Here is a 21,318-nt window from a genome sequence, read left to right as displayed (position 1 = left end):
CGGCGAGGCTTGTTGCTGTCTGGATCTTTATACAAGATTTTCACACATTTCTCACCAGCATCACCTCTCCCAAAGGGAGAGAGGTAGAATGATATGTAACAGGAGTGTTCAAGTAGGAAAAGGGCTTTTGTATGTTTATAAGATGAGCAAATCATGGTCTCGAAAGCTGTAGTATCCTTCCGGATAGGTGACGATGTGGTCTAATGTTACGATGCTGAGCGTACTGGCGGATTCTACGAGTTTGAAGGTATAGGATAAGTCTTGTTCAGTTGGATGGCTATATTTTGTACTGACAATAATTTAAAATAAATTTTGCGTAACCATTTGGTTTCTGTTACATTTGTAACCAAATGGTGTCATATTATGGAAATGAGAAGAGATGTTTTTCAGGCAATTGCGGATCCGACACGCCGGGCAATTATTGGTTTGCTCAGTGAGCAGTCCCTGAACCTTAATGAGGTGGCGGGTCATTTTGAGGTGAGCAGGCCTGCGATTTCCAAGCACATCAAGATACTAACTGAGTGTGGGTTGGTAATGGTGTTGCAGAAAGGGCGGGAGCGTTTTTGTAGCGCAGATATGGATAAGCTCAAGGAAGTAGACCAATGGCTGAGCCATTATAGAAAATTCTGGTCCCGCAAGCTGGATGCCCTTGGGACGTTTCTGGAACGTGATGATGCGGAAGACCGGCCTTAGTCAATAAAAATCAACCAAAAACATAAAGCTATGGAAACAAAACCAATGATTGTAGAACGTGTTTACAAAAGAACCCGGCTGAAACTCAGTCATGAGGAACTAGACAGCTTCCCTCAGGAAAATCCGAACTTCAGAGTTGAAAGCTTTACCGGGGGCTGGAATTATTTTGTCAACGAAAGCCTGGTTTCATTTGTGGAACAGAGGTGATCAAAGGTCGGTAAGCTAAATCGCACGCATGTAAGCAAATCCCTGAAGCTTGTAAGCAAATCGGGGTCTTTCGTTAAATAGTGGGTATGGTTCCGCCGTCAATTATGAATTCAGTTCCTGTTAAATACCTGGCCCCTGGTGACACTAAGAAACCGACCAGGTCTGCAACTTCTTCAGGCTCGGCCGGTCTTCCAAACGGTATTCCACCCAAAGCATCCATCACACTTTGTTGAGCATCCTCAACGGAAATATTCGAAGCCCGGGCGATCCGCTCCAAAAAGCGTCCGACAGCCTCAGTCCTGATCCATCCCGGCGAAACAGTCAACACCCGCACACCCTTAGAAGACACCTCTTTGGATAAACCCTTGCTATAATTGATCAATCCGGCTTTAGCAGCTGCATAAGGTAAAGTTGAATCATATAGGGGCAATTTGCCCTGAATAGAAGCGATGTGAATAATAACTCCGCTTTTTTGAGCGATCATCTGTGGTAAAAATCCTCTATCCAACCGGACCGGAGCAAGCAAATTAGCCTGAAGGGTTGATTCCCATTGTTCATCGGTTAATACCGCAAAACCACCAGCAGGTGTTTCTGAAGAGCCAAGATTGTTCACCAAAATATCCAGCCTTCCATAAGTAGACAGGACTTCACTTACTACTTTTTGTACTCCATCTGCCTTACTCAGATCGGCAGGAATGAAATGCAAACTCTTGTTATCCCTTTCCGGTGTGTTTCTTGCGATAATAATAACCGTTGCACCAGCTTGTAAAAGCCTTTCTGCGATTGCTCTTCCGGCTCCTTTTGTACCTCCGGTAACCAATGCGATCTTACCGGATAACTCATTATTGAAATTAAATTGTTCCATTTTTAAGAATTGTTTATAGGGCAAAATTGGTGTCTAAAAACAGTTTGCACAAGTACGGAAATACGAATTGCATAGGGATAAATTATTCCCCTATTGCGCAATTTGGAACATAGGTGTAACTTTATAAAATGTACGAAAGAAAGATACAGCCGAACTTAAATTGCGGACTGGATTTGATCGGAGAAGTGCTTTATGGCAAATGGAAGATCCGCCTCCTGTGGTTCATCAACGAAGGGCATCAGCGCCCCAGTGAATTGCAGCGGAAAATACCGGATGCATCCCGCAGAGTATTGAATATCCAGCTGAAAGAACTGGAAGGACACGAACTGGTTGTGAGAAAAATTTACCCCGTTGTACCGCCAAAAGTAGAATACAGCCTTACGGAATTTGGAAAGACGTTAATCCCTGTGATTGCCGCATTAGGTCAATGGGGCGATGAACACGAAGACCGTTTGCGGGATGTGATTTTGAAACAAGTTAACGCAACTCCCTATCTGGAAAGCCACCAATAACCTTTGCTGATTTTGGGAAACCTGGTGATTGAGGAGATGAATTCTATTCGTCGATAAGTTTATGAGTAAGTTATGAAGAAGTCTATATATATATTATTAATGTTAATATGGGTATTGACCGGCTTAATACCTCCTGGCGCAATAGCCAGACAAACAGTTGTTTCCTCTCCTGATAGTTTGACCTTGTTTGACAAGATCAGAAACAGGCAAATTCCTGTGGCAATCTACAAGCCCAGGTCAGGTAAGGCAAAAATTGTCATTTTCAGTCATGGATACGGGCAAAATAGGCCCGGTACTTATCTGGCTTATTCATATCTTAATGAATATTTAGCATCAAAAGGCTATTTTGTAATCAGCATCCAGCATGAGTTGTCAACCGATAGCCTGATACCTTCTTCCGGAATACCGCAGGTCGTAAGACGGCCATTTTGGGAACGCGGGGCTGAGAACATTCTGTTTGTTATTAACGAATTAAAAAGAACAAATCCGGAACTGGATTTCAAGCATATTACCCTGATTGGTCATTCCAACGGGGCTGATATGACTGCCTTATTTCCACAAACGTATCCTGGGATCATAGATAAGATCATAACCCTTGATAACAGAAGGATGCCGTTGCCGAGGACCGCTAGTCCAAAAGTTTATTCATTGCGTTCAAGTGACCAGCCGGCTGATGAAGGGGTACTGCCGAACGAGGCCGAGCAGCAGAAATACGGAATTAAGATCATCAAGCTTCCCAATACTATTCACAATGATATGGACGATCATGCCAATAACCGGCAGCGTAACGAGATCAGGGAATATGTGCTATCCTTTCTGAATGATTAGTTACATGGACATAGTTATCAAGGACAACAATGTAGAGGCTAAAAGTTCATGATAGAAAGTTCATCTATTTCAGCAAGGAAGCCAGATGCCACAACTGATCATAGACGGTTTCAAACTGTTGCCTGTCTTTATATGGAATGCTGGTGTTGTAAAAAATAATGAGCCCTCTTTTCAGACTCTTGTCATAATACATATAGGTATTTATTCCAGGGTCACGACCTATATGGCCGATTTTGCGCATCAGATCATTCATCGACCAAAAGACCCCTTCGTTATAGTTGATGGCATCATAGTTATAGTTAATGGGCTTATCTGTGGCGGTAAAGTTAGGCCGCCACAGTTCTGCTCTGCTTTTTGCCGACAATATCTGTTTCCCGCTACCAATAATACTCAGAAGGATTTTCGACAGATCAGAAACTGAAGTCCGTACACCGCCATCAGGGTAAGTGACCAGCCCATACCAGCGAACTAAAGATAAGGTGTCGCCTTTCCTCTCATATAGCCTGCTATGTTTACCGGTATCTATATCGCTTAGTAACCACCCGGTGTTTTTTAGGTTCAATGGGTCGAAAAGGAACTTTTTGCTGTATTCGTTTAGCTTCATGCCGGTGACCCTTTCAACAATGTAGCCTGCAAGGGCAGCTCCTATGTTGGAGTAATAGGATTCAGTACCGGGTTTTGCTTTCACAAAGTTGCTGTCCTGATAAAACCGGCCTTTCGGCACCAGGTAATCTTTCAAAAATTCTCCAAGTGGAATTTTCGCGTCACCTCCATAATAATAGCTGGTGTCGCTGTAGACAGGCTCACGGTCCTGGATTCCCGAGGTATGCACCACCAGCTGCCGCATGGTGATCTTGTCTCCTGGAAAATAAGGGTTCTGCACTTTAAAGGGTAAATATTTGTTGATGTCCTCATCCAGGGATAACTTGTTTTCCTGAACAGCCCGCATGACGCAGATCCCGGTAATGGACTTGCTGACCGAGCCGATGTTCATAATGGTTTCAGGGGTATAGGGAATTTGTTTTTCTTTATCTGCATAACCGTATCCCTTAGACCAGAGTACGCCTTTGTCAGATATTATCGCTGCGGATAACCCCACGATACCCGCAGTCTCTGTTCTTGCTTTGAGCAGGCTATCAATTTGATGAGATGCGTCCTGTGCCGCCACTTTGGTAATAATAAAAGTCAGGGCCAGGGTGAATAGTTTCCATGTTTTCACGATTAAAAGGATGGTTTAGGTATGCACTTTTCTTTAAACAGACACAATTATTTTTATTGTGTTGCATAGATTTTTTTCAAGACGGGAATCTTTCCCTCTACCCACATCGTCCCTTCCAGATAAAAATCGATGCCGGTCCGTTTTTGCACATCGACCAATTGATTCCTTAGTTTTATAGAAGGTAATCCGATAGCTTGGCGCAATTGGTCCGCTTTAGGCAGGTCATGTATAGTCAGTGTATTTAAATAACCATAAGATCTTTCTTTATGGTCAGAGCCGACGGTGATGCGCCAGTCCTCGATAACAGCGAGATCGCCAGGTGACAGGTCGCCGGTGGCTATAGCCTTGAATAACAAGGGGCGTAGTGCGGCGTATAATTTGTCCTGCCTTACATAAGCCGGGGATATGGAATTATGATGACTGAGAATGGTCCAGGCCCATAATGTGTTACCGATCCGTTTTTCTCCCGGGTAACCTTTTTGTAAGATCAGCTCATAAATCTGTTTGACCTGCCTTTCACTCTGGGGGACAAAACGGCGCATAAGAAAGTCATCCTGTGCTTTTTCCCCGGTGATCTTCAGGTTTTCTGCAGCCAGTTTCTGATCGTCCTTAAACAATTGCTTTAAGATATTTCGCATTGGCATGTCAAGCCTTTGGAGATAGCGGCGGTGCAACGCAGGATATTCCTTTACAAGTGGCTGCCAAGCCGGATCAGTCTGTAGCTGGCGGAGAAGCTTATTTTTCCGAATTGATGGTAAAGTCAAGCCATTGGCAATCGCTGCCCGCAGATATTCAAAAGCCTTTGGCCTTTTACCAATGTAAACCGCGATCTGTGCGGCGATCTGGTAATCCCGCAGAAATACAAAGTCATAATGCCTGAAAACCTGATCCATTACGGTCAAGGCTTCCTGATAACGACCGTTGACGATATCCTGATCCGCTATGATCATTTGCCGGTGATAATTTCTATAATCGTCCTGCTTTTGCCCATGCTCGCCCTGGCAGGCGATTAGGGTCAAAATTAAAATGATGCAGGCTTGTTTGAACATGATGCAAATTAAAGAAAAATCAGATTGGATAGCATCAGAAAATTTTGGGTTGAATGACCAGAGGCCTTTTTTCCAAATAGTTGGGCAAATCCTTCAAATCCCTTTGCGCTTTATTGCCATACAAAGCCTGGGGGCAGGGCACAAAAGAGAGCCTGCCCACTTTAAATGGTGAAGAAAGGTTTTTTCGAAGCTGCGCCCGATTTGCCTGAATGAGGTTTACTGCTTGAACCAGCTTGTCGGATTGCAGCTAAAAGTGCTATTTTTGAAGGGTCGTCCAACGGTCGGCTCAGAAATTTATGGAAGAAATCACCACCTATACGATTTCCAAACTTCAAAGTGCTTTTGCATCCAGTGCAGATCAGAAAGACTATCTTTTTGTTCCGATGGGCAAGGAACCAATCTATGCAGCAGAGCCATTTCGGGCCGAGAACTTCAGCATCGCATTCCTACGGGAAGGGGAACTTAATTTTCAGGCCGGGCTTACTTCACATTTTGTACAGGCACCTGCTTTAATCACCATTGGGCCAAGCGTCACCCGGAGTTTTAAACGTTCTGATCAAAAACCGGGAATGGAGCTGATCTTTTTTAAGGAAGCATTTTTAGTGGAACAGCAATCAGATGTGTTCTTCCTGAATAAATTCCCATTTTTTGAAGACAACGATCATCATGTGATCTCGCCGGATGAGCAGACGCTCGTTCGCCTTCAGGCTCTCTATTCGCAGATCGCGAATTGCGTATCGGACAACCTTGAACATGAACACTCCATCATGCGCAATCTGATTTATGTGCTTATTTATTATATTGATGGTTGTCACCGGCAACAGAAGCAAGCGGCTAAGTCTGAAAAGGTAAACCCGCTGTTTCAGCGTTTCAGAAATATGCTCATCAAGGAATTTGTAAGGCACCGGTCGGTAAATTATTATGCGGCTGCGCTGAATGTTACTCCAAAATATCTTTCCAGGGTGGTTAAAGATGTCACCGGGCAAACTGCCGGGGAATGGATAGATAAGGCAGTGCTGCTGGAAGCCAAGGTGCTCCTGCAAAATAAACACCTCAATATTTCTGAGATCAGTGACCATCTGAATTTTTCTGACCAGTCTTTTTTCGGTAAATATTTCAAGAATCTTGAAGGTGTTTCCCCGCTCGATTACAGGAAGTCCCATACTTAATTCATATTCAGGGGACATTTAGACCAAAAGAAGGGAAAATCCAACCTTTTTTGAGGCTGATGCCGTGCAGAGATTTGTACCGGCAACCGGTACCAATTGCCGGAAGCCCCTAAGATGAAATATATTCCTGAACCAGAAAGAAAGTTTACAGATGAAATCGCGGTCAAAACTTACCGTTCCCTGGCCCGATCGGATTTCAAATGGCAGGATGGTCGCACCTGGCCCTGGATGTCGCTTGACCAAAGGATCATACTGCCTGTAAAAGAAAAAGTGCGGCGAGAATTTACCACGCCCGGGACAGTTATAGTTATTGCTATGCTGGCAGGGAAACTCAACTATGCTGATTCCTTTGGCTTCAAAAGAAAGCTGGTAAAAGGAACCTTACTGGTCATGACCAACCAATCAGGTCGCTATGAATACCAGGTGAAAAACTCCCTCAACCATACCGATGCGGAATTCATAGAAATAGAAATGGGTAAGGGTGCAAACTACGATGGCACCAGTTTTCTGCAGGAAGGGGGCCTGCCTGATAAAAATATACTATACCGGATTATTAGCCCGTCTCCTATAAAAATACTTGCCGGTCAGTTTGATAAGGGATTCGTGCATCCCATCCCGGAATTTTTGGATCACATGGTCATTTTTGTTGTCTGGGGCGAATTGTGGGTAAATGGACTGAGCATGACTGCTAAGGACACAGTCCTGATCGAATGCAAACCCGGGCTCAGCCTGGAATTCACAAAGGACAGCGCTGTGATGCTGTTTAAACTTCCAGCGAATGCGTCAGATCAGTAAGCTCAGTATTCACATGAGCAAGCGCCGGGGCTAAAATTCAGAAAGACCGGCACAAGTAATTAGTTATGAAAATTTTAATAAAACAATTCAATATGAAAATCATAAAAATAGCGGTTCTGCTGCTGATATCCAGCGGTACTTTCGCCCAGGTCAGGCAGGATTCTTTGCTGAGACTTTCATTGCAGGATGCGATCTCAAGATCCAGGATATGCAATAAAGCAATACTGGTGGGCAAGGCTGAGGAAGAAGCTGCAACCGAGGATCTCAGCGATTCGAAAGCATCTGTACTGCCAAGTGTCGGCGCAAGCGGTTCCTATCAAAGATTTACCAAGCTTACCATGTACACTGACGGCCTTTTCGAAAGTAAGTCTGTACCTAAAAGGCCTGGGCCTGACGGGGCCGACCTTGGATTGAGCGCCAGTTTGAACTTATATTCAGGCGGCAGGACCAGGTCCCTGCTCCAGGAACAACAATACAGGTCTTCATTGGCAGAGCTCAGTACCAGGGAAACAAGCGGAGGTGTAAGCCTTCAGGTAGCAGCCCGGTATCTGGACCTGATCCGGCTTTCAGCACAGGAAAAACTTACCCTTGACCAGGTAAGAAGGGCAGAAACCAGGTTAAAGAACATCAATGCACTGTACAAACACCAAAAGGTTACGAGAAGTGATGTACTCCGCGCTGAAGTGATGCTTTCCAATGTACAGCTTGGGCTGGAGCAGATCCGTAATGACCTGAGGATTGCAGGCGATAAACTCAGCGTGCTGCTTGATCTGTCCGGGAAAACACGCATACAGGCCGTCGACAGCCTGGGTACTGACAGCCTTTCTGTTGCGCAAATCGGGGACTTGGTCCTTGATGCGCCAAGTACCTCATTTTCTGTTCTGAAATTCGGAGAAACTCAGAAAGTTCAGCAAGCCAGAATTAAAGGGATACGGAGCGGCTATTACCCTTCAGTCTCGGTATATTCAGCATATGGCCTGTCTTATCCAAATACCATCTTCTTTCCACCGGTTGATCAGGCCTATTCTATTGGTTTTGTTGGGTTGAAGGTGCAGTACAACCTGTCTGCTATCTACCACAACAAACACAAAGTAGGTGCTGCCCAAAAGCGGTTGCAGCAGCTTCAGATGCAGAAGGAGGTTGTCGCAGACAATACCCTGCAGGAAGCGCAAAGCCTCGGCATTAAATATCAGGAAGCTTCAAACAGGATCCAGGTCATCCAAAAACAAATTGAGCAGGCAGCGGTAAACTACAAGATTGTCAGCTCTAAGTACTTCAACCAGCTGGCGCTATTGACCGATCTACTGGATGCCGATAATCTTTACCAGGAATCCATATACAACCTGGTTCAGGCCAAGGCCATACGCCAGCTGTTGGTCTATCGCCTAAAATACACTTCAGGTAAACTATAAACTTATTTAAATCGACATGAAAACGACAACTACTTCTAATGTAAGCTCGGCAAACCGGGCATATTTACTCATCGCAATTGCTATTATTGCAACTGCCCTAATTTATTTCGGTATCCATATTGCAGCAAATTTGGATTCTATCCAAACCAACGATGCGCAGGTTGATGCTTACATCAACCCGGTATCGGCACGGGCGGGTGGATTCATCAAAAAAGTTTGTTTTGAAGAACACCAGCGGGTGAAAAGCGGAGATACACTGGTCATCATGGAAGACCAGGAATATCAACAAAAACTCAATGAGGCTAATGCTTTCATGGACGATGCCAAAGCACAGCTTGATGTACTTGACGCTGGTATCCACGCTGCTGAAAGCGGAACGCTGGTCAATCGTGACCAGATCCAGGCGGCCAGGGCGCGCCTTGTGCAGCAGCAGTCTGAGATCGAACGTTATCGCAACCTGATTAAAGAAGAAGCCGTCACCGGTGCAGATCTGGAATCTGTCCAGGCCAGGTATGATGTGGCACTCAGCGATTTTCATGCAGCACAAAGCGGCCTGAAAACCGGGCTGGCAAAAGTTGAGGAGCTTAGATCACGAAAGGCCTTGCTGAACGCAGACCTGAAGAAGAAAGAGGCTCAGTTGACCCTGGCCAAAATAAATCTGGCTTATACCATCATCAAGGCACCTTACGCAGGCAGAATGGGTAGAAAGACAATTTTGGAAGGCCAGCAGATTCAGCCCGGACAGCCCCTGGTTTCTATTGTCAATGAACACAAAAAATGGATCACTGCAAACTTTAAAGAAACCCAGATAGAAGGAATGCGTATAGGGCAGACCGTCGATATTGAGATTGATGCCATTTCTAAAAAGACCTATAAGGGCAGGATCCAGGCAATTTCAGCATCTACCGGTGCCAAGTTCTCATTGTTGCCACCGGACAATTCAACCGGGAATTTTGTAAAGATCGTGCAGCGTATACCGGTCAGGATCAGCTTTGATGACCAAAATATTGAAGAGGTCAAATCCGGAATGAACGCAACAGTCTCCGTATACTATAACTAACATGAAAACTCCAAATTACGTTTATCCCTGGCTGGCCGGCAAAACAGGGCTGCCATTCCTGCTCTTTTTGATCATGCTGTCAGGTATTGTGCAGTTCGCAGCCTTTGCCATGAGCCAGCAGTATGTCATCTCTTCCATGGGTGCGCAGCCCGAGGACATCACCTTTGCACTTCAGATGACCTATGTGGGGATACTGGTCACCTTACCGGTACATTTTCGGCTGATCCGGTATTTCGAGGCCCGAAGCTATCTGATCTTTGCGATCACCTTAGGAATTGTTCTTAGTATTGCCTGTGTCTATACCACCGACCTGATCCTGTTTTTTATATTTCGCTTTTTGCAGGGGATTGTGGTCTGCATGATCTGTGGCACTATGCTGATGATGCTTTCTCTTTACCTGAAACCCGAGTACAGGCAAATTGCTGCGCCATCAATATTCTACGGGACTATTTTGAGCAGTGGGGTATTTATCGGGCTGGTCTTCTCCCAGGTGGCGCTCAATCAGAACTGGAAAGAGATTTACTGGTACCTAATTGCTTTCCAGGTTTTGTCCCTGGTACTGATCCTGCTGATCTTCAACCCCAGGTCAGGGATCAGACCTTATCCCCTGTACCAGATCGACTGGGCGGGATCCATATTTTTTCTTACCGCAGGGCTTTCACTCGCCTACACGCTGATCTACGGCTCCAAATATTACTGGTTTAGTGATCCGCACATCCGCTTTTCTTCCTGTTTATTTATGCTCATGCTGCTGCTGTTCCTGTTCCGGGCAGCTACAGTAAAGCGGCCCTTGATCAACATCACAGCCTTTAAGTACAAAAAATTCTGGGCCGGTCTGATCTTGCTTGCGCTATACTATGGCATCAAAGACAGCTTGAACCTGGTCTTTGGTTATACCGCGGGGGTGCTGCAATGGAGTCCGTCTCAGATTATGGCACTGGGCCTTGTCAATGTAGCTGGTGTTTTTACTTTTATGTTTATCTCCGGTAAACTGATCCTGAAAAACAAAAAGATTGTCCCGGCGGTGCTGATCGTCGGTTTTGCGATATTGCTGTTTTATCACCTCTGGATGTACCATATTTTTACTCATGATCTGTCGTTTGGGGATCTAATGCTACCTGTTTTTTTGCAGGGAGCGGCCTCAGGGCTGATCTTTGTACCGATCATGATTTTCACGCTGACTTCTCTGCCACCATATACCGGAATGACCGGGCTGATCGTTGCTGCTTATGTGCGTTTCGTTACCGTCCTGAATGTCGGTGCCGGATTCTATAATCTGCAGCTTTACTACAATCAGCTTTTTAAGGAGCGTTTCCTGGTTCACATTACAAGTACCGGGCAGATGGCCGGTGAAAGATTGGCAATGCTGCGGCAATTATTCATTAGCAAAGGGATGAGCCCTGCACAAGCGGAAAGCCTGGCAAACCTGAACCTGAGCAGATCGGTGGCCATACAAAGCCAGTTGCTGAGCAATAAAGCGATATTTCTATCCATGAGCATTGCCGTTGCTGTTATACTTGCCGTGCTGATCGTTTCGGTCTGCATTGCTGTTATCCGGTTGCTAAGGGAGAAAAGACAGACGGCAGGCTCACTTGAAGCAGTGGCCACGTAAATTCAACAACAACGAAATCATTTGACTTGGGGCCTCTGTTTGAGCTCGGTTTCACTGCGGATGATACAAGGGCTATAGTATTTCTAAACGCTTTTAGCGACTAAAGTCTCAAATAATTAGAAGTGCAATTACCGTTATGTCGCTGATTTAGTATAAGTTTACATTAACTTATTGTTATCTTTATATAGGGGAATTCATAAAAAACGATGAAAGGCTATAGCTCTTATACCGATCAGGAACTGGTTGCTTTGCTGAAGCAGGGGGATGATGCGGCGTTTGAGGAGGTCTTTGTGCGGTATGAGCCTTTGCTGCTGAATTTCATTTATAAGAAGATCAATGACCGGGAGGGTGCTAAGGATATTTTGCAGGATGTCTTTGTCCAGTTGTGGTATTGCCGGGCTGGGCTTGAGGTGGTGAGTTTGGGCAGCTATCTTTTTACTATTGTGCTCAATAAGATCAGGGATAGCTATAAACACCAGGTGATGCATGAGGGGCATATTGCCAGGCTTCAACAGATGATAGAAGAGCGGGGTGATGGTGCTGACCATCTGGTCCGGGAGAAAGATATTGCCAGGTTGATTGATCAGGAGATTGCGGCTTTGCCGGAAAAAATGCGTGAAGTTTTCCTGCTTCGTAAAGATGCCTTTATGAGTAATAAGGAAATTGCTGATAAACTGGGCATATCTGAACAGACTGTTGAAACACATATGAAGCGTGCGCTCAAGACATTAAGGGGACGGCTGGGGCCGGTTGCATTTGGCTTAATCTCCTTGTGATTTGCATCTTTTGATGGGGTTTGCAATGTTTAATGGCGGGATTATATATCCAGGGCTTTTATCTGTTATCCAAAAAAGTCAGACGCCGTCTGACCAATTGGGCCGGTCGCATTATGACGAGTTGTTGTGCATTCGTCATGCTGAGTTCATCTCAGCATCCCGGATTAGAGAGGCAAAGTAATGGATAGAGGCGGCTGTGTCTATAAAGTGACAATAAACTACAGCCTTATGATTTATATCTTTTAATGGCCCATTTTTCTATTGTTTAATGGCCTATATCAGGAACGGTAGACTACCCACTTTATATGGTTAGTGCCCGCATTAAAATAGTTAATGGGGTTAATCGCGCTTTTGAGCAAAAAGCCAGTCCCATAAGCCTGGTGTAATGCTAACCTGGTACCAGATGTTGTGCCCTTCATTTGGATATTCTGTATATTTGGGATTTTGGCCGGCTTTTCTCATCCCTTCAATCATGCCGCGCGAACCGCTAACCGGAACGTTCTGATCTTTGGCACCATGAAATGCCCATACAGAAACATTTACAATTCTTGAAGAAAGTTTTGGATCATCTCCCCCACAAACCGGTATAGCGGCAGCAAACATATCCGGGCGTGTGCAGATAAAATGCCACGAGCCATAGCCACCTCTTGAAATACCCGTAACATAACGCCTTTTAGCATCTATTGAAAAAGCGGTATCCAGCGCGTTAATGGCTTTATAAACCAATGTGTCTACCGAAGGATAATTGGGGATCCCTCCCCAACCTGATCCTGCCGGGCAATTCGGCACAAAAATAAACGCGGGGTATTTTATTCTATTTGATTCGGTTGATAGTATCTCGGCTGCCGCGGCCCCTTCAATTTGCCTTATAGTATCAGTCCCCGGTTGGCCACCGTAAGGCAGCGATACCACCAAAGGGTAGCGCTTTTTAGAGTCATAATTCAAGGGTTTCAATAATCGATATCGTAACGTATCTCCTTTACTGTTCACATAGGTGCGGGCTTCAAAGAGTCGGGCCAGCGCTTTAGTACTTTCGAAATTCCTTTTTCCCCAGTATGCCTGCGAATGCCATTGATAGGTTATCAGCATTAATAATAGAGCTGTAATTATACCAGCTGCGATTTTTACCTCGCTTAAGGTAGTTGCAACAGATTCCTTCATTGGGATATCCACATTTTCTGTTTTTAATAATTCAATCTCTGTTTTGAGCTGCATTATAAACAGAACAGGGACCAGGTTTGAAAACAGTGAGACCCATAGCGTAATTTTTTCTGACAACCCCGGCTGTATTGATGCCCCCCAAATAATTGTTGACAGTAAAATAAGAGCGATAAAAAGCCCATATATTCCTGCAATTTTTAACCAGATTGTTTTTCTGCCGCCTGAAAATATAAGACTTATAGCATATAAGATTGTAGCGCACAAATAAACAATAGCCATAGCCCTGTAGTAGTTTGCCCCTTGCCTCGACAATAAAATACTACTGAGGATGGCGATATGACAGACATGTGTTATTAATGCAACAATTGCTGCATAAAATACAAACCAATATTTACGGTAATGAAAATACTTTAGTAAGCATACAGATCCAATAGTTGAAATGATACTTACCCCGATAACCCATATTACAATTGAGTCCAGCCGGTATATTCCTGGGCCAAGTTCAAAGGCAAGGAAACTTTGCAATAGCCCGCAAGCAACGGTCAACCATAAAAAAAATATTCCGAGGGTATAGAGATTCTTATTCATAGCTATTTTTTTTACCTGGTTTAATTGTCTCTACACCATGTAAGGATTGGGTTTCCTAAACATATATTGTATTTGGTAAGATTTGTTAACTAATTTAGGGAAAATACTTAAGTAACACTTTACACTTTAATACATTGATGGAGTTTCTTGGGGTTTCCCTTCCTGTACTGTATATTTCGATAAATGTTGCCGAAATCTCCAAATTTATAATAAGGCCTTTAAGCAATGTAAAAATGGGCCATCAAAAGATGTAAATTGTCACTTTATACAGTTTGATTGAGCGCGTTTTATAGAGTTTGGTCGGGCGTATACTATAACATGCCGCTTAGTCAGCATCAGTAACAACATTTGAACCTTCTAGATTATTAGTGTCAAACAATTCGTGTAATTTTTGCTGAAGTAAGCTTTTATCGGGCAGTTGTGTCTTATATTCTGCAACCATTGTAGACGAAAGACTGCGGCTTAGCGCATATTCTACCACTTCATTGTCTTTGTCTTTGCATAATAATATACCGATGCTGGGATTTTCGTTTTTGTTTTTAACATCTCTATCAAGCGCTTCTAAGTAAAAGTTCAACTGTCCTAAATGTTCTGGCTTGAACTTATCAGCTTTTAATTCAAATGCTACCAGACATTGCAATCCTCTATGAAAGAACAACAAATCAATGTAGAAGTCACTATTGCCTACCATGATTTTATATTCTTGGCCTATAAAGATAAAATCCCTACCCAATTCCAGGATGAAAGACTTCATCTGTTGAATTAATCCTTTTTGTAATTCCTTTTCACTATGTGGCTCAATTAGGTTCAGGAATTCAAAGACATAACTATCCTTCAGGTTATTTATCTCCGGATAAGTTTCTCTCAACGCCGTTGAGAGTTTTAGATTTCCAATCATTGTTCTTTCAAATATACCTGCCGTAATTTGTCGATCAAGTTCTCTGAAACTATAATTTTCCTTTTTGGTTAGTTTTAAGTAAAACTCTCGTTCCTCAATGGTTTTACATCTTGAAAAAATCAATAAATTATGTGACCAACTAATTTCTCTCAACAGCGCTGAGAGTTTTGGGGAACTCTTATAAGTCTCATAAAATTGCCTCATCCTCCAAAGGTTTTTATTTGAAAATCCTTTTAATTCCGGTTCCCTTTTCTTTAAATATTCCGCAAGCCGATCTACCACCGACTGCCCCCATCCAGCCGAATCAATTCTATCACTTATATATTCGCCAATTTTCCAGTATAAGTTAATTAATTCAGTATTGACAGATTTGACGGCCTTAAGTCTTGATTGTTTGATGATGTCTGTAACTTCTGCAAATTGACGTTCTAGCATGTTATGTTGAATCTTGTTAAACAAAATTAAGCAGAATAGTCCAGATTGATTAGTGCTGTTTGGTATTCAACGCACATCATTGAAATGTCTTATCTGAAATGTCCAATCAAACTCTATAAAAAGTGCCCAGTCAAACTCTATAAAGTGACATAAATCACAAGCCTTGTGAATTTTCTTTTTTAATGGCACACTATATCCTCTTTTAGCGGCACACGTCATCCTGAATTTATTTCAGGATCTCGGAAGAGTAAAACCAATTATTATATTTGGACCTAAAATAACATCTATGGACAGAGGTGGTTGTATATACATTTTAGCCAATAAAGTTAATACGGTATTATATACCGGTGTAACTTCTGATTTGTATTTCAGGATTAAAGAGCATAAGGAAAAGCACAATCCAGATTCTTTTACTGCAAAATACAATTGTGATAGATTAATGTATTTTGAACAATTCAGCTCAATCGAGGAAGCTATTGTTAAAGAAAAGCAAATAAAGAATTGGCGAAGGTCTTGGAAAGTCAACTTAATCAATTCCACAAATCCAGAATGGGAGGATTTATTTGATAGTATTGAGCCCTAAACTAGCTTGTCCGAGATCCTGAAATAAATTCAGGATGACGACCGATAAATAGATTGTGCCATCAAACATGCTCAAAGTGTGCCATTAAAAGAGAAAGTTCACAAGCCTAATTATTTTTTTCATGTGGAGTACCCACTCGGTTATTTCAGATCGTCCTGTATTTGTAAGCGCAGATAAAAAGTACAACAAAGAATATGAAAGAGGCGAAAGCACTTATCGAAAAATATAAAGCCGGCACATGTACGCCGGAGGAGATGCGCTTGATTGATAAGTGGTTGCTGGAAACCCATATGGGTGAGCGAAGTGAGCTCAGTGCTGAAGATTTTGAACAGATTAGCAGAGAGGTGTGGCTGAATGTGCTTGCTGAGCGTGAGCAAAAGTCAGCTAAGCAAGTGAAGCTGTGGCCTGGGTTCCGGATCAAGCCAGGAATGACAGGTCTTATCGCTGCGGCTGCGGTAGCAGCGATTACCCTGGGAACGTGGATGTATATGAATGAGGTTGCTTCGTCGCGAAAAGCTCCTCGCAATGACGTAGCACAGAATGACATTGCGCCGGGTAAGAACGGTGCGACGATAACGTTGGCCAATGGTAAGGTTATAGAATTGAGTGATGCGAAGAGCGGGGTTGTAGTGGGCGGTGAAAAAGGCTTGGTATACGATGATGGAACGGAGGTTGCTTCGTCGCGAAATGCTCCTCGCAATGACGACCAACTAAACCCATCGTCATTGCGAGGAGGGGATCCTTCGCTTCGCTCAGGACAGGCTGCGCAACCCCATGATGAGATTGCTTCGATACCTCGCAATGACGGGCAGGGTGTTAACGGAAAAGGCGGCGAAGCCGGCGCGACAGCGCAGATGTTGACGGCGAGTACTGCTAAGGGGCAGACGTATCAATTTACTCTTCCTGACGGTACAAAAGTCTGGCTGAATGCCGACTCAAAACTTGAGTTTCCATCCAATTTTGTAAATAGCAAAACAAGAAATGTGAAACTGACCGGCGAAGGTTATTTTGAAGTGGCTACTTCCTACACGTCATTGCAAGAGCCTGTCGCGAAATCATTGCGAGCGCCTGTCGCGAAGTCATTGCGAGAGCCTGTCGCGAATTCATTTCGGGAACGAAGGGCGAAGCAATCTTTTATAGTTCAGACTGCGGCATTGCCGGGTAGAGGGAGCCAAACAGTAGAGGTGCTGGGCACGCATTTTAACATTAACGCCTATGCCGATGGAGGAACCAATAAGACCACATTGCTGGAAGGGAGTGTAGCGATCAATGACAAGGTATTGAAGCCGGGACAGGAGGCGGAGCTGACGGGGAGAAGGCTGATCATTTCCCAGGTGGATCCGGAGCAGGCCGTGGCATGGAAGGATGGCTTGTTTATATACAATGCCACACCGCTGGAAGATGTGATGCGGCAGGTTGCCCGATGGTATAATGTGGAAATTGCCTATGAAAAGGAAAGCCTGAGAAAAGTGCCGCTTGGGGGAACGGTATCGCGGTATGACCATGTGAGCCGGATACTGAATACCCTTGAGAATACAGGAGCGGTGAAATTTAGACTGAACGGAAGAAAAATAACTGTAAGCGAATAGGATAGAGAATGATAACCGAAAATAACAGCAAACGACAAGGGCCTTACCAGCCTGGCTAAAGGATACTGATCATCCCTTAGTGATAGTCAACTAAACCATAAACCAAAAAACGAACGAAATGACAAGACATTTACGACAGCGAAGTTAGCAGAAACAGAAAAAGGGCAAGGAACAAAGCCGAATGGTGCTACCAACACCATCCGGCAGGCGGGCCTAAGTAACCCTAAAACAATTGTTGGAACTATTTCCCGATTAACTTAAACCCAAAGTAAAAGTAATGAAAAAATCTGCTTTTAACTTGCGGCTGTCACAACCCTGGCTGCCGCCCAAAATATTACTCATTGTGAAATTGATTGTTATCATAATGACCACCTGCCTGATGCAGGTAAGCGCTGCCAGTTTTGCACAGAAGATCACCTTCAGCAAAAAGGGTGCAACACTGGAACGGATCTTTACGGAGATCAGGAAACAAACCGGCTATTACGTAGTATATGCCGAAAACAAGATAGACAAGCAAACCAAACTTGATGTCAACTTCAAAAATACCGAACTGAAAAATGTTCTGGATGTGATCAGTAACAGCCAGAACCTGGAATACAGCCTTGATGAAAGGAACATCAGCTTTAAACCGAAGGAGAAATCTTACCTGGAAAAGATTATTGCCCGATTTCAACAGATTGAGGTGCGGGGGCGTGTGGTAGACCAGGACGGAAAACCGCTCCCAAACGCAAGTATCCGGGTAAAAGGGAAAAATACTGTCATCAATACTAACCAGAACGGGGAATTCGAGATTAAAGGGGTGGCTGATGATGCTGTTCTTTTGATTTCTTATGTGGGTTTTAGGACTTTGGAACTGCCTTTGAAGGATGCGGTGATGCCGTTGGAGATTAAGTTAAATGTGGCGACGGGTGAGTTGGAGGAGGTTAAGGTGGTGTATAATACGGGCTACCAGGAATTGAATAAGGAAAGGGCTACTGGAAGTTTTGTTCAACTAAGCAACAAAGATATTAACCGTGGAGTTTCAACTAATATTTTAGATAGAATAATAAATCAAACTAATAGTCTCAGAAATGAAACCCTTGGTGCTAGTTCCATATCTATTAGAGGCTTAAGTACTTTAAATGCAAATGCAAAACCATTGATAGTGATTGATGGGTTTCCTTATGATGAATCTATATTGGATCTCGGACCTATTGTATCAGTGAAAAACATCAATCCTAATGATGTAGAGTCCATTACAATTTTACGAGATGCTGCCGCTGCATCTATATGGGGTGCCAGAGCTGCTAATGGAGTGATTGTTATTACAACAAAAAAGGGAAAATATAATGAACATACCCAAGTTGATATTGTAAGTAGTTTAAATATCATCTCGAAACCAGAATTGTTCAAAGCAAATATTATGTCCTCGGCTGATGTAATCGATTACCAAAGAAATCTATTTGCTACAGGTTATTATGATTCGTATAATGGTCCTTTTACTTCAACTTACACATACCCTATGGTGCCGCAAGCAATCGAAATATTACTTGCTCAAAAAAGGGGTGCTCTTTCCCAGGCTGATGCTGAAAGTCAATTGGCACAATTAGCCAAACATGATGTTCGTAATGACATTAATAAATACTTGATAAGAACGGCGTCTAATCAACAATACAATCTAAATGTAAGCGGTGGTAGCGATAAAATGGCTTATTATGGCTCAATGGGATATGATAGGAATCTTTCTTCAAGCATAGGAGATGCCGGGAATCGCTTTACACTTCGATTGGACAATACCTATCGTCCAATTAAAAATTTGGAACTGAATACATACATTTCATATACGCAAATCCGCAATGAAAATAACGGAGTCGGCTATAGTAGTTTTTTAGCTAATGGAAATAACGCAATGGCACCTTATACTATGCTTGCTGATAATGCAGGTAATCCTCTTCATGTTCCAACGCGGTTAAGAACTGCTTATATAGATACAATTACTACCAAAGGACTACTAGACTGGCATTATCGACCAATTGACGAAATTAAAAATGGGAATAATATTACTAATTCGTTCAATGCTCGTTTTGGAGGAGAATTAAGATATACAATAATCCAAGGAATAAGTGTCAGGTTCAAAGGGCAATATGAAAAAGGCATAACTAGTATTAATAATTATAATAGTACTAAAATGTATTCGACAAGGAGTCTTATCAACACTTTTATGTTTTTAAATTCAACAGGGATGCCACAGTATCCTGTTCCTAATGGTGGGATTCTTGATTATAGTCAATTAAATAGCACAAGTTGGGATATACGAAGTGTAGTTACTGTAAATAGACAATGGGGGATTCACGGAATTAACGCAATAATTGGATTTGACGCTAAAGAATCATTAAATAGTTACAATCAAAATAAAAAATACGGTTATGACATAGATAAACTAACCTATGTCACTAATATGGATTATAAAAGTGCATACACAATTCGGCCGGGTAATTTTGGTAGTACCATCTCTGATGGAGGAGGTTTCAGTGGCAGATTAAATCGATTTTTAAGTTATTACGGTAATGCTGCATATAGTCTATTCAATAAATATACAATATCAGCAAGTGCACGTATCGATGCCAGTAATTTCTTTGGTATAAAAGCAAATTTACGGTACGTTCCTTTATGGTCAGCTGGTGTGAAGTGGGACCTACTTAAAGAAAAATTCTTAAATCTGAAAAGCTTATCAACTTTAAATTTACGATTGACCTATGGATATAATGGTAATCTAGATAATAGAGCTACATCTCTACCTACTATCATCTATAGCAGTGGTTCTAGCATATATAATAATTCACAACAATCTGCAGGCTTAACCAATCCACCAAACCCGGGTTTAACATGGGAAAAAGTAAGTGTAATAAATGCAGGATTAGACTTTGGTCTAATTGGTAACCGAATTGCTGGTGCAATAGATCTTTACGAAAAAAAATCGGATGATCTTATTGGTGCTATATTGTTAGATCAAACCACTGGATTTCTTCAATACAATACAAATTACGCAAGTGTTAAAGTAAAAGGGATTGATCTCAGCGTAAATGCCTTGGTAATAAATAGCGCCATAAAATTAAATACAAACTTATCATTTAGTTGGAACATTGACAGAGTGACTGACTATCAAATACAAAACATTCTTACAACTAGTGTATCCAATAGGGTGACGAATTTAAATCCAATTGTAGGAGATCCAAGATATACCATTTATAGCTACAAATGGGGTGGGTTGGATCCCGTGAATGGAAATCCTATGGGGGTTGTGAATGGCGAAAAAGTTCCTTATTTATATGCAATAGGTAATACTGGATCTGAACAAAATATGAAAATTAAAGATTTGGTTTATCATGGACGAGCAATGGCACCATATTTCGGAAATCTGATCAATACCTTGTCTTATAAAGGACTTTCCTTAACATTTAATTTGGTATATAAATTTGGTTATTATTTCCGTCGACCTTCTATAGATTATGCTAGACTCTTAGGACAGTGGGGTGGTCACGAAGATTATGCAAAAAGATGGAAGAAACCGGGCGACGAATTAATTACAAACGTTCCTTCTATGCCGGTTATTCAGGACAGCCGCTATGAATCATTTACTAGATATTCAGAGATACTAGTTGAGCGGGGTGATCAGATACGATTACAAGATTTAAAATTAGCATTTGATATCAACAACATAAACTTTAAAAAACTCCCATTTAAGTCGGCAAATATATTTTTATATGCAAATAACATCGGCTTACTATGGAGGGCTAATAAGTTAGGGATCGATCCTGATGCTATTAGTAACAATAATATTCCCAATCCTCGTAACTGGGCTATTGGATTAAATTTTAAATTATAAAA

General features: G+C 42.6%; 19 protein-coding genes. 13 read left to right on the top strand and 6 right to left on the bottom strand.

What is annotated here, in order from left to right; all coding sequences use genetic code 11:
• Positions 1-135: 135 nt before the first annotated feature.
• Positions 136-297 (bottom strand): JAB domain-containing protein, encoded by a 162-nt coding sequence (locus QEP08_RS20920; RefSeq protein WP_431844616.1) that lies wholly within the window; start codon positions 295-297, stop codon positions 136-138.
• Positions 298-363: 66 nt separating this feature from the next.
• On the opposite strand from QEP08_RS20920, the gene QEP08_RS12485 reads away from it, so the two are divergent.
• Both QEP08_RS12485 and QEP08_RS12480 read left to right on the top strand, forming a co-directional pair.
• Positions 364-693: an ArsR/SmtB family transcription factor gene (locus QEP08_RS12485; protein WP_285058462.1), complete on the top strand. Its 330-nt coding sequence runs from the start codon at positions 364-366 to the stop codon at positions 691-693.
• 30 nt (positions 694-723) lie between these two features.
• Positions 724-900: a hypothetical protein gene (locus tag QEP08_RS12480; protein WP_285058460.1), complete on the top strand. Its 177-nt coding sequence runs from the start codon at positions 724-726 to the stop codon at positions 898-900.
• 73 nt (positions 901-973) lie between these two features.
• Here QEP08_RS12480 and QEP08_RS12475 read toward each other — a convergent pair whose 3' ends face one another.
• A complete protein-coding gene (locus QEP08_RS12475; protein ID WP_285058458.1) occupies positions 974-1,765 on the bottom strand; it encodes an SDR family oxidoreductase in 792 nt (263 codons plus the stop codon).
• 128 nt (positions 1,766-1,893) lie between these two features.
• Between QEP08_RS12475 and QEP08_RS12470 the strand changes: the two genes are divergently transcribed.
• Positions 1,894-2,277 carry a winged helix-turn-helix transcriptional regulator gene (locus QEP08_RS12470; protein ID WP_285058456.1) on the top strand — a complete coding sequence of 128 codons (384 nt, stop codon included), beginning with the start codon at positions 1,894-1,896 and terminating at the stop codon, positions 2,275-2,277.
• Between the two features lie 99 nt (positions 2,278-2,376).
• Positions 2,377-3,105: an alpha/beta hydrolase family protein gene (locus QEP08_RS12465; protein ID WP_285058455.1), complete on the top strand. Its 729-nt coding sequence runs from the start codon at positions 2,377-2,379 to the stop codon at positions 3,103-3,105.
• Between the two features lie 64 nt (positions 3,106-3,169).
• Here QEP08_RS12465 and QEP08_RS12460 read toward each other — a convergent pair whose 3' ends face one another.
• Together QEP08_RS12460 and QEP08_RS12455 are read right to left on the bottom strand one after the other, a co-directional pair.
• Entirely contained in the window at positions 3,170-4,324 is a 1,155-nt protein-coding gene (locus QEP08_RS12460; RefSeq protein WP_285058453.1) for a serine hydrolase domain-containing protein, read from the bottom strand.
• Positions 4,325-4,377: 53 nt separating this feature from the next.
• Positions 4,378-5,373 carry a hypothetical protein gene (locus QEP08_RS12455; protein WP_285058452.1) on the bottom strand — a complete coding sequence of 332 codons (996 nt, stop codon included), beginning with the start codon at positions 5,371-5,373 and terminating at the stop codon, positions 4,378-4,380.
• A 296-nt stretch (positions 5,374-5,669) separates the two neighbouring features.
• Here QEP08_RS12455 and QEP08_RS12450 point away from each other — a divergent pair, with 296 nt between their 5' ends.
• The 6 genes from QEP08_RS12450 (at position 5,670) to QEP08_RS12425 (ending at position 12,197) form a co-directional block, all read left to right on the top strand.
• Positions 5,670-6,542: a helix-turn-helix domain-containing protein gene (locus tag QEP08_RS12450; RefSeq protein WP_285058451.1), complete on the top strand. Its 873-nt coding sequence runs from the start codon at positions 5,670-5,672 to the stop codon at positions 6,540-6,542.
• Between the two features lie 114 nt (positions 6,543-6,656).
• On the top strand, positions 6,657-7,337 hold the full coding sequence (locus QEP08_RS12445; protein ID WP_285058449.1) for a pirin family protein: 681 nt from the start codon (positions 6,657-6,659) through the stop codon (positions 7,335-7,337).
• Positions 7,338-7,429: 92 nt separating this feature from the next.
• The gene (locus QEP08_RS12440; protein ID WP_285058447.1) at positions 7,430-8,749 is read left to right on the top strand and encodes a TolC family protein; all 1,320 of its coding nucleotides are present in this window, start codon (positions 7,430-7,432) and stop codon (positions 8,747-8,749) included.
• Between the two features lie 16 nt (positions 8,750-8,765).
• The gene (locus tag QEP08_RS12435; protein ID WP_285058446.1) at positions 8,766-9,809 is read left to right on the top strand and encodes an HlyD family secretion protein; all 1,044 of its coding nucleotides are present in this window, start codon (positions 8,766-8,768) and stop codon (positions 9,807-9,809) included.
• Position 9,810: 1 nt separating this feature from the next.
• The gene (locus QEP08_RS12430; protein ID WP_285058444.1) at positions 9,811-11,421 is read left to right on the top strand and encodes an MFS transporter; all 1,611 of its coding nucleotides are present in this window, start codon (positions 9,811-9,813) and stop codon (positions 11,419-11,421) included.
• A gap of 206 nt (positions 11,422-11,627) precedes the next feature.
• Positions 11,628-12,197 (top strand): RNA polymerase sigma factor, encoded by a 570-nt coding sequence (locus QEP08_RS12425; RefSeq protein ID WP_285058443.1) that lies wholly within the window; start codon positions 11,628-11,630, stop codon positions 12,195-12,197.
• Between the two features lie 339 nt (positions 12,198-12,536).
• Here the strand turns inward: QEP08_RS12425 and QEP08_RS12420 are convergent, their stop codons facing one another.
• Positions 12,537-13,946 (bottom strand): carboxylesterase family protein, encoded by a 1,410-nt coding sequence (locus tag QEP08_RS12420; RefSeq protein WP_285058442.1) that lies wholly within the window; start codon positions 13,944-13,946, stop codon positions 12,537-12,539.
• Between the two features lie 325 nt (positions 13,947-14,271).
• A complete protein-coding gene (locus QEP08_RS12415) occupies positions 14,272-15,279 on the bottom strand; it encodes a PDDEXK nuclease domain-containing protein (RefSeq protein ID WP_285058441.1) in 1,008 nt (335 codons plus the stop codon).
• Positions 15,280-15,565: 286 nt separating this feature from the next.
• On the opposite strand from QEP08_RS12415, the gene QEP08_RS12410 reads away from it, so the two are divergent.
• The 3 genes from QEP08_RS12410 (at position 15,566) to QEP08_RS12400 (ending at position 21,316) form a co-directional block, all read left to right on the top strand.
• Positions 15,566-15,862: a GIY-YIG nuclease family protein gene (locus tag QEP08_RS12410; RefSeq protein ID WP_285058440.1), complete on the top strand. Its 297-nt coding sequence runs from the start codon at positions 15,566-15,568 to the stop codon at positions 15,860-15,862.
• A 194-nt stretch (positions 15,863-16,056) separates the two neighbouring features.
• On the top strand, positions 16,057-17,451 hold the full coding sequence (locus QEP08_RS12405) for a FecR family protein (RefSeq protein WP_285058439.1): 1,395 nt from the start codon (positions 16,057-16,059) through the stop codon (positions 17,449-17,451).
• 277 nt (positions 17,452-17,728) lie between these two features.
• Positions 17,729-21,316, top strand: coding sequence for a SusC/RagA family TonB-linked outer membrane protein (locus QEP08_RS12400; RefSeq protein WP_285058437.1), 3,588 nt, complete (start codon positions 17,729-17,731; stop codon positions 21,314-21,316).
• The last annotated feature ends 2 nt before the right edge of the window (positions 21,317-21,318 follow it).

Source organism: Pedobacter ginsengisoli, from assembly GCF_030244015.1.
Taxonomy (GTDB): domain Bacteria; phylum Bacteroidota; class Bacteroidia; order Sphingobacteriales; family Sphingobacteriaceae; genus Pedobacter; species Pedobacter ginsengisoli.
This window is presented reverse-complemented; position numbering and strand designations above follow the sequence as displayed.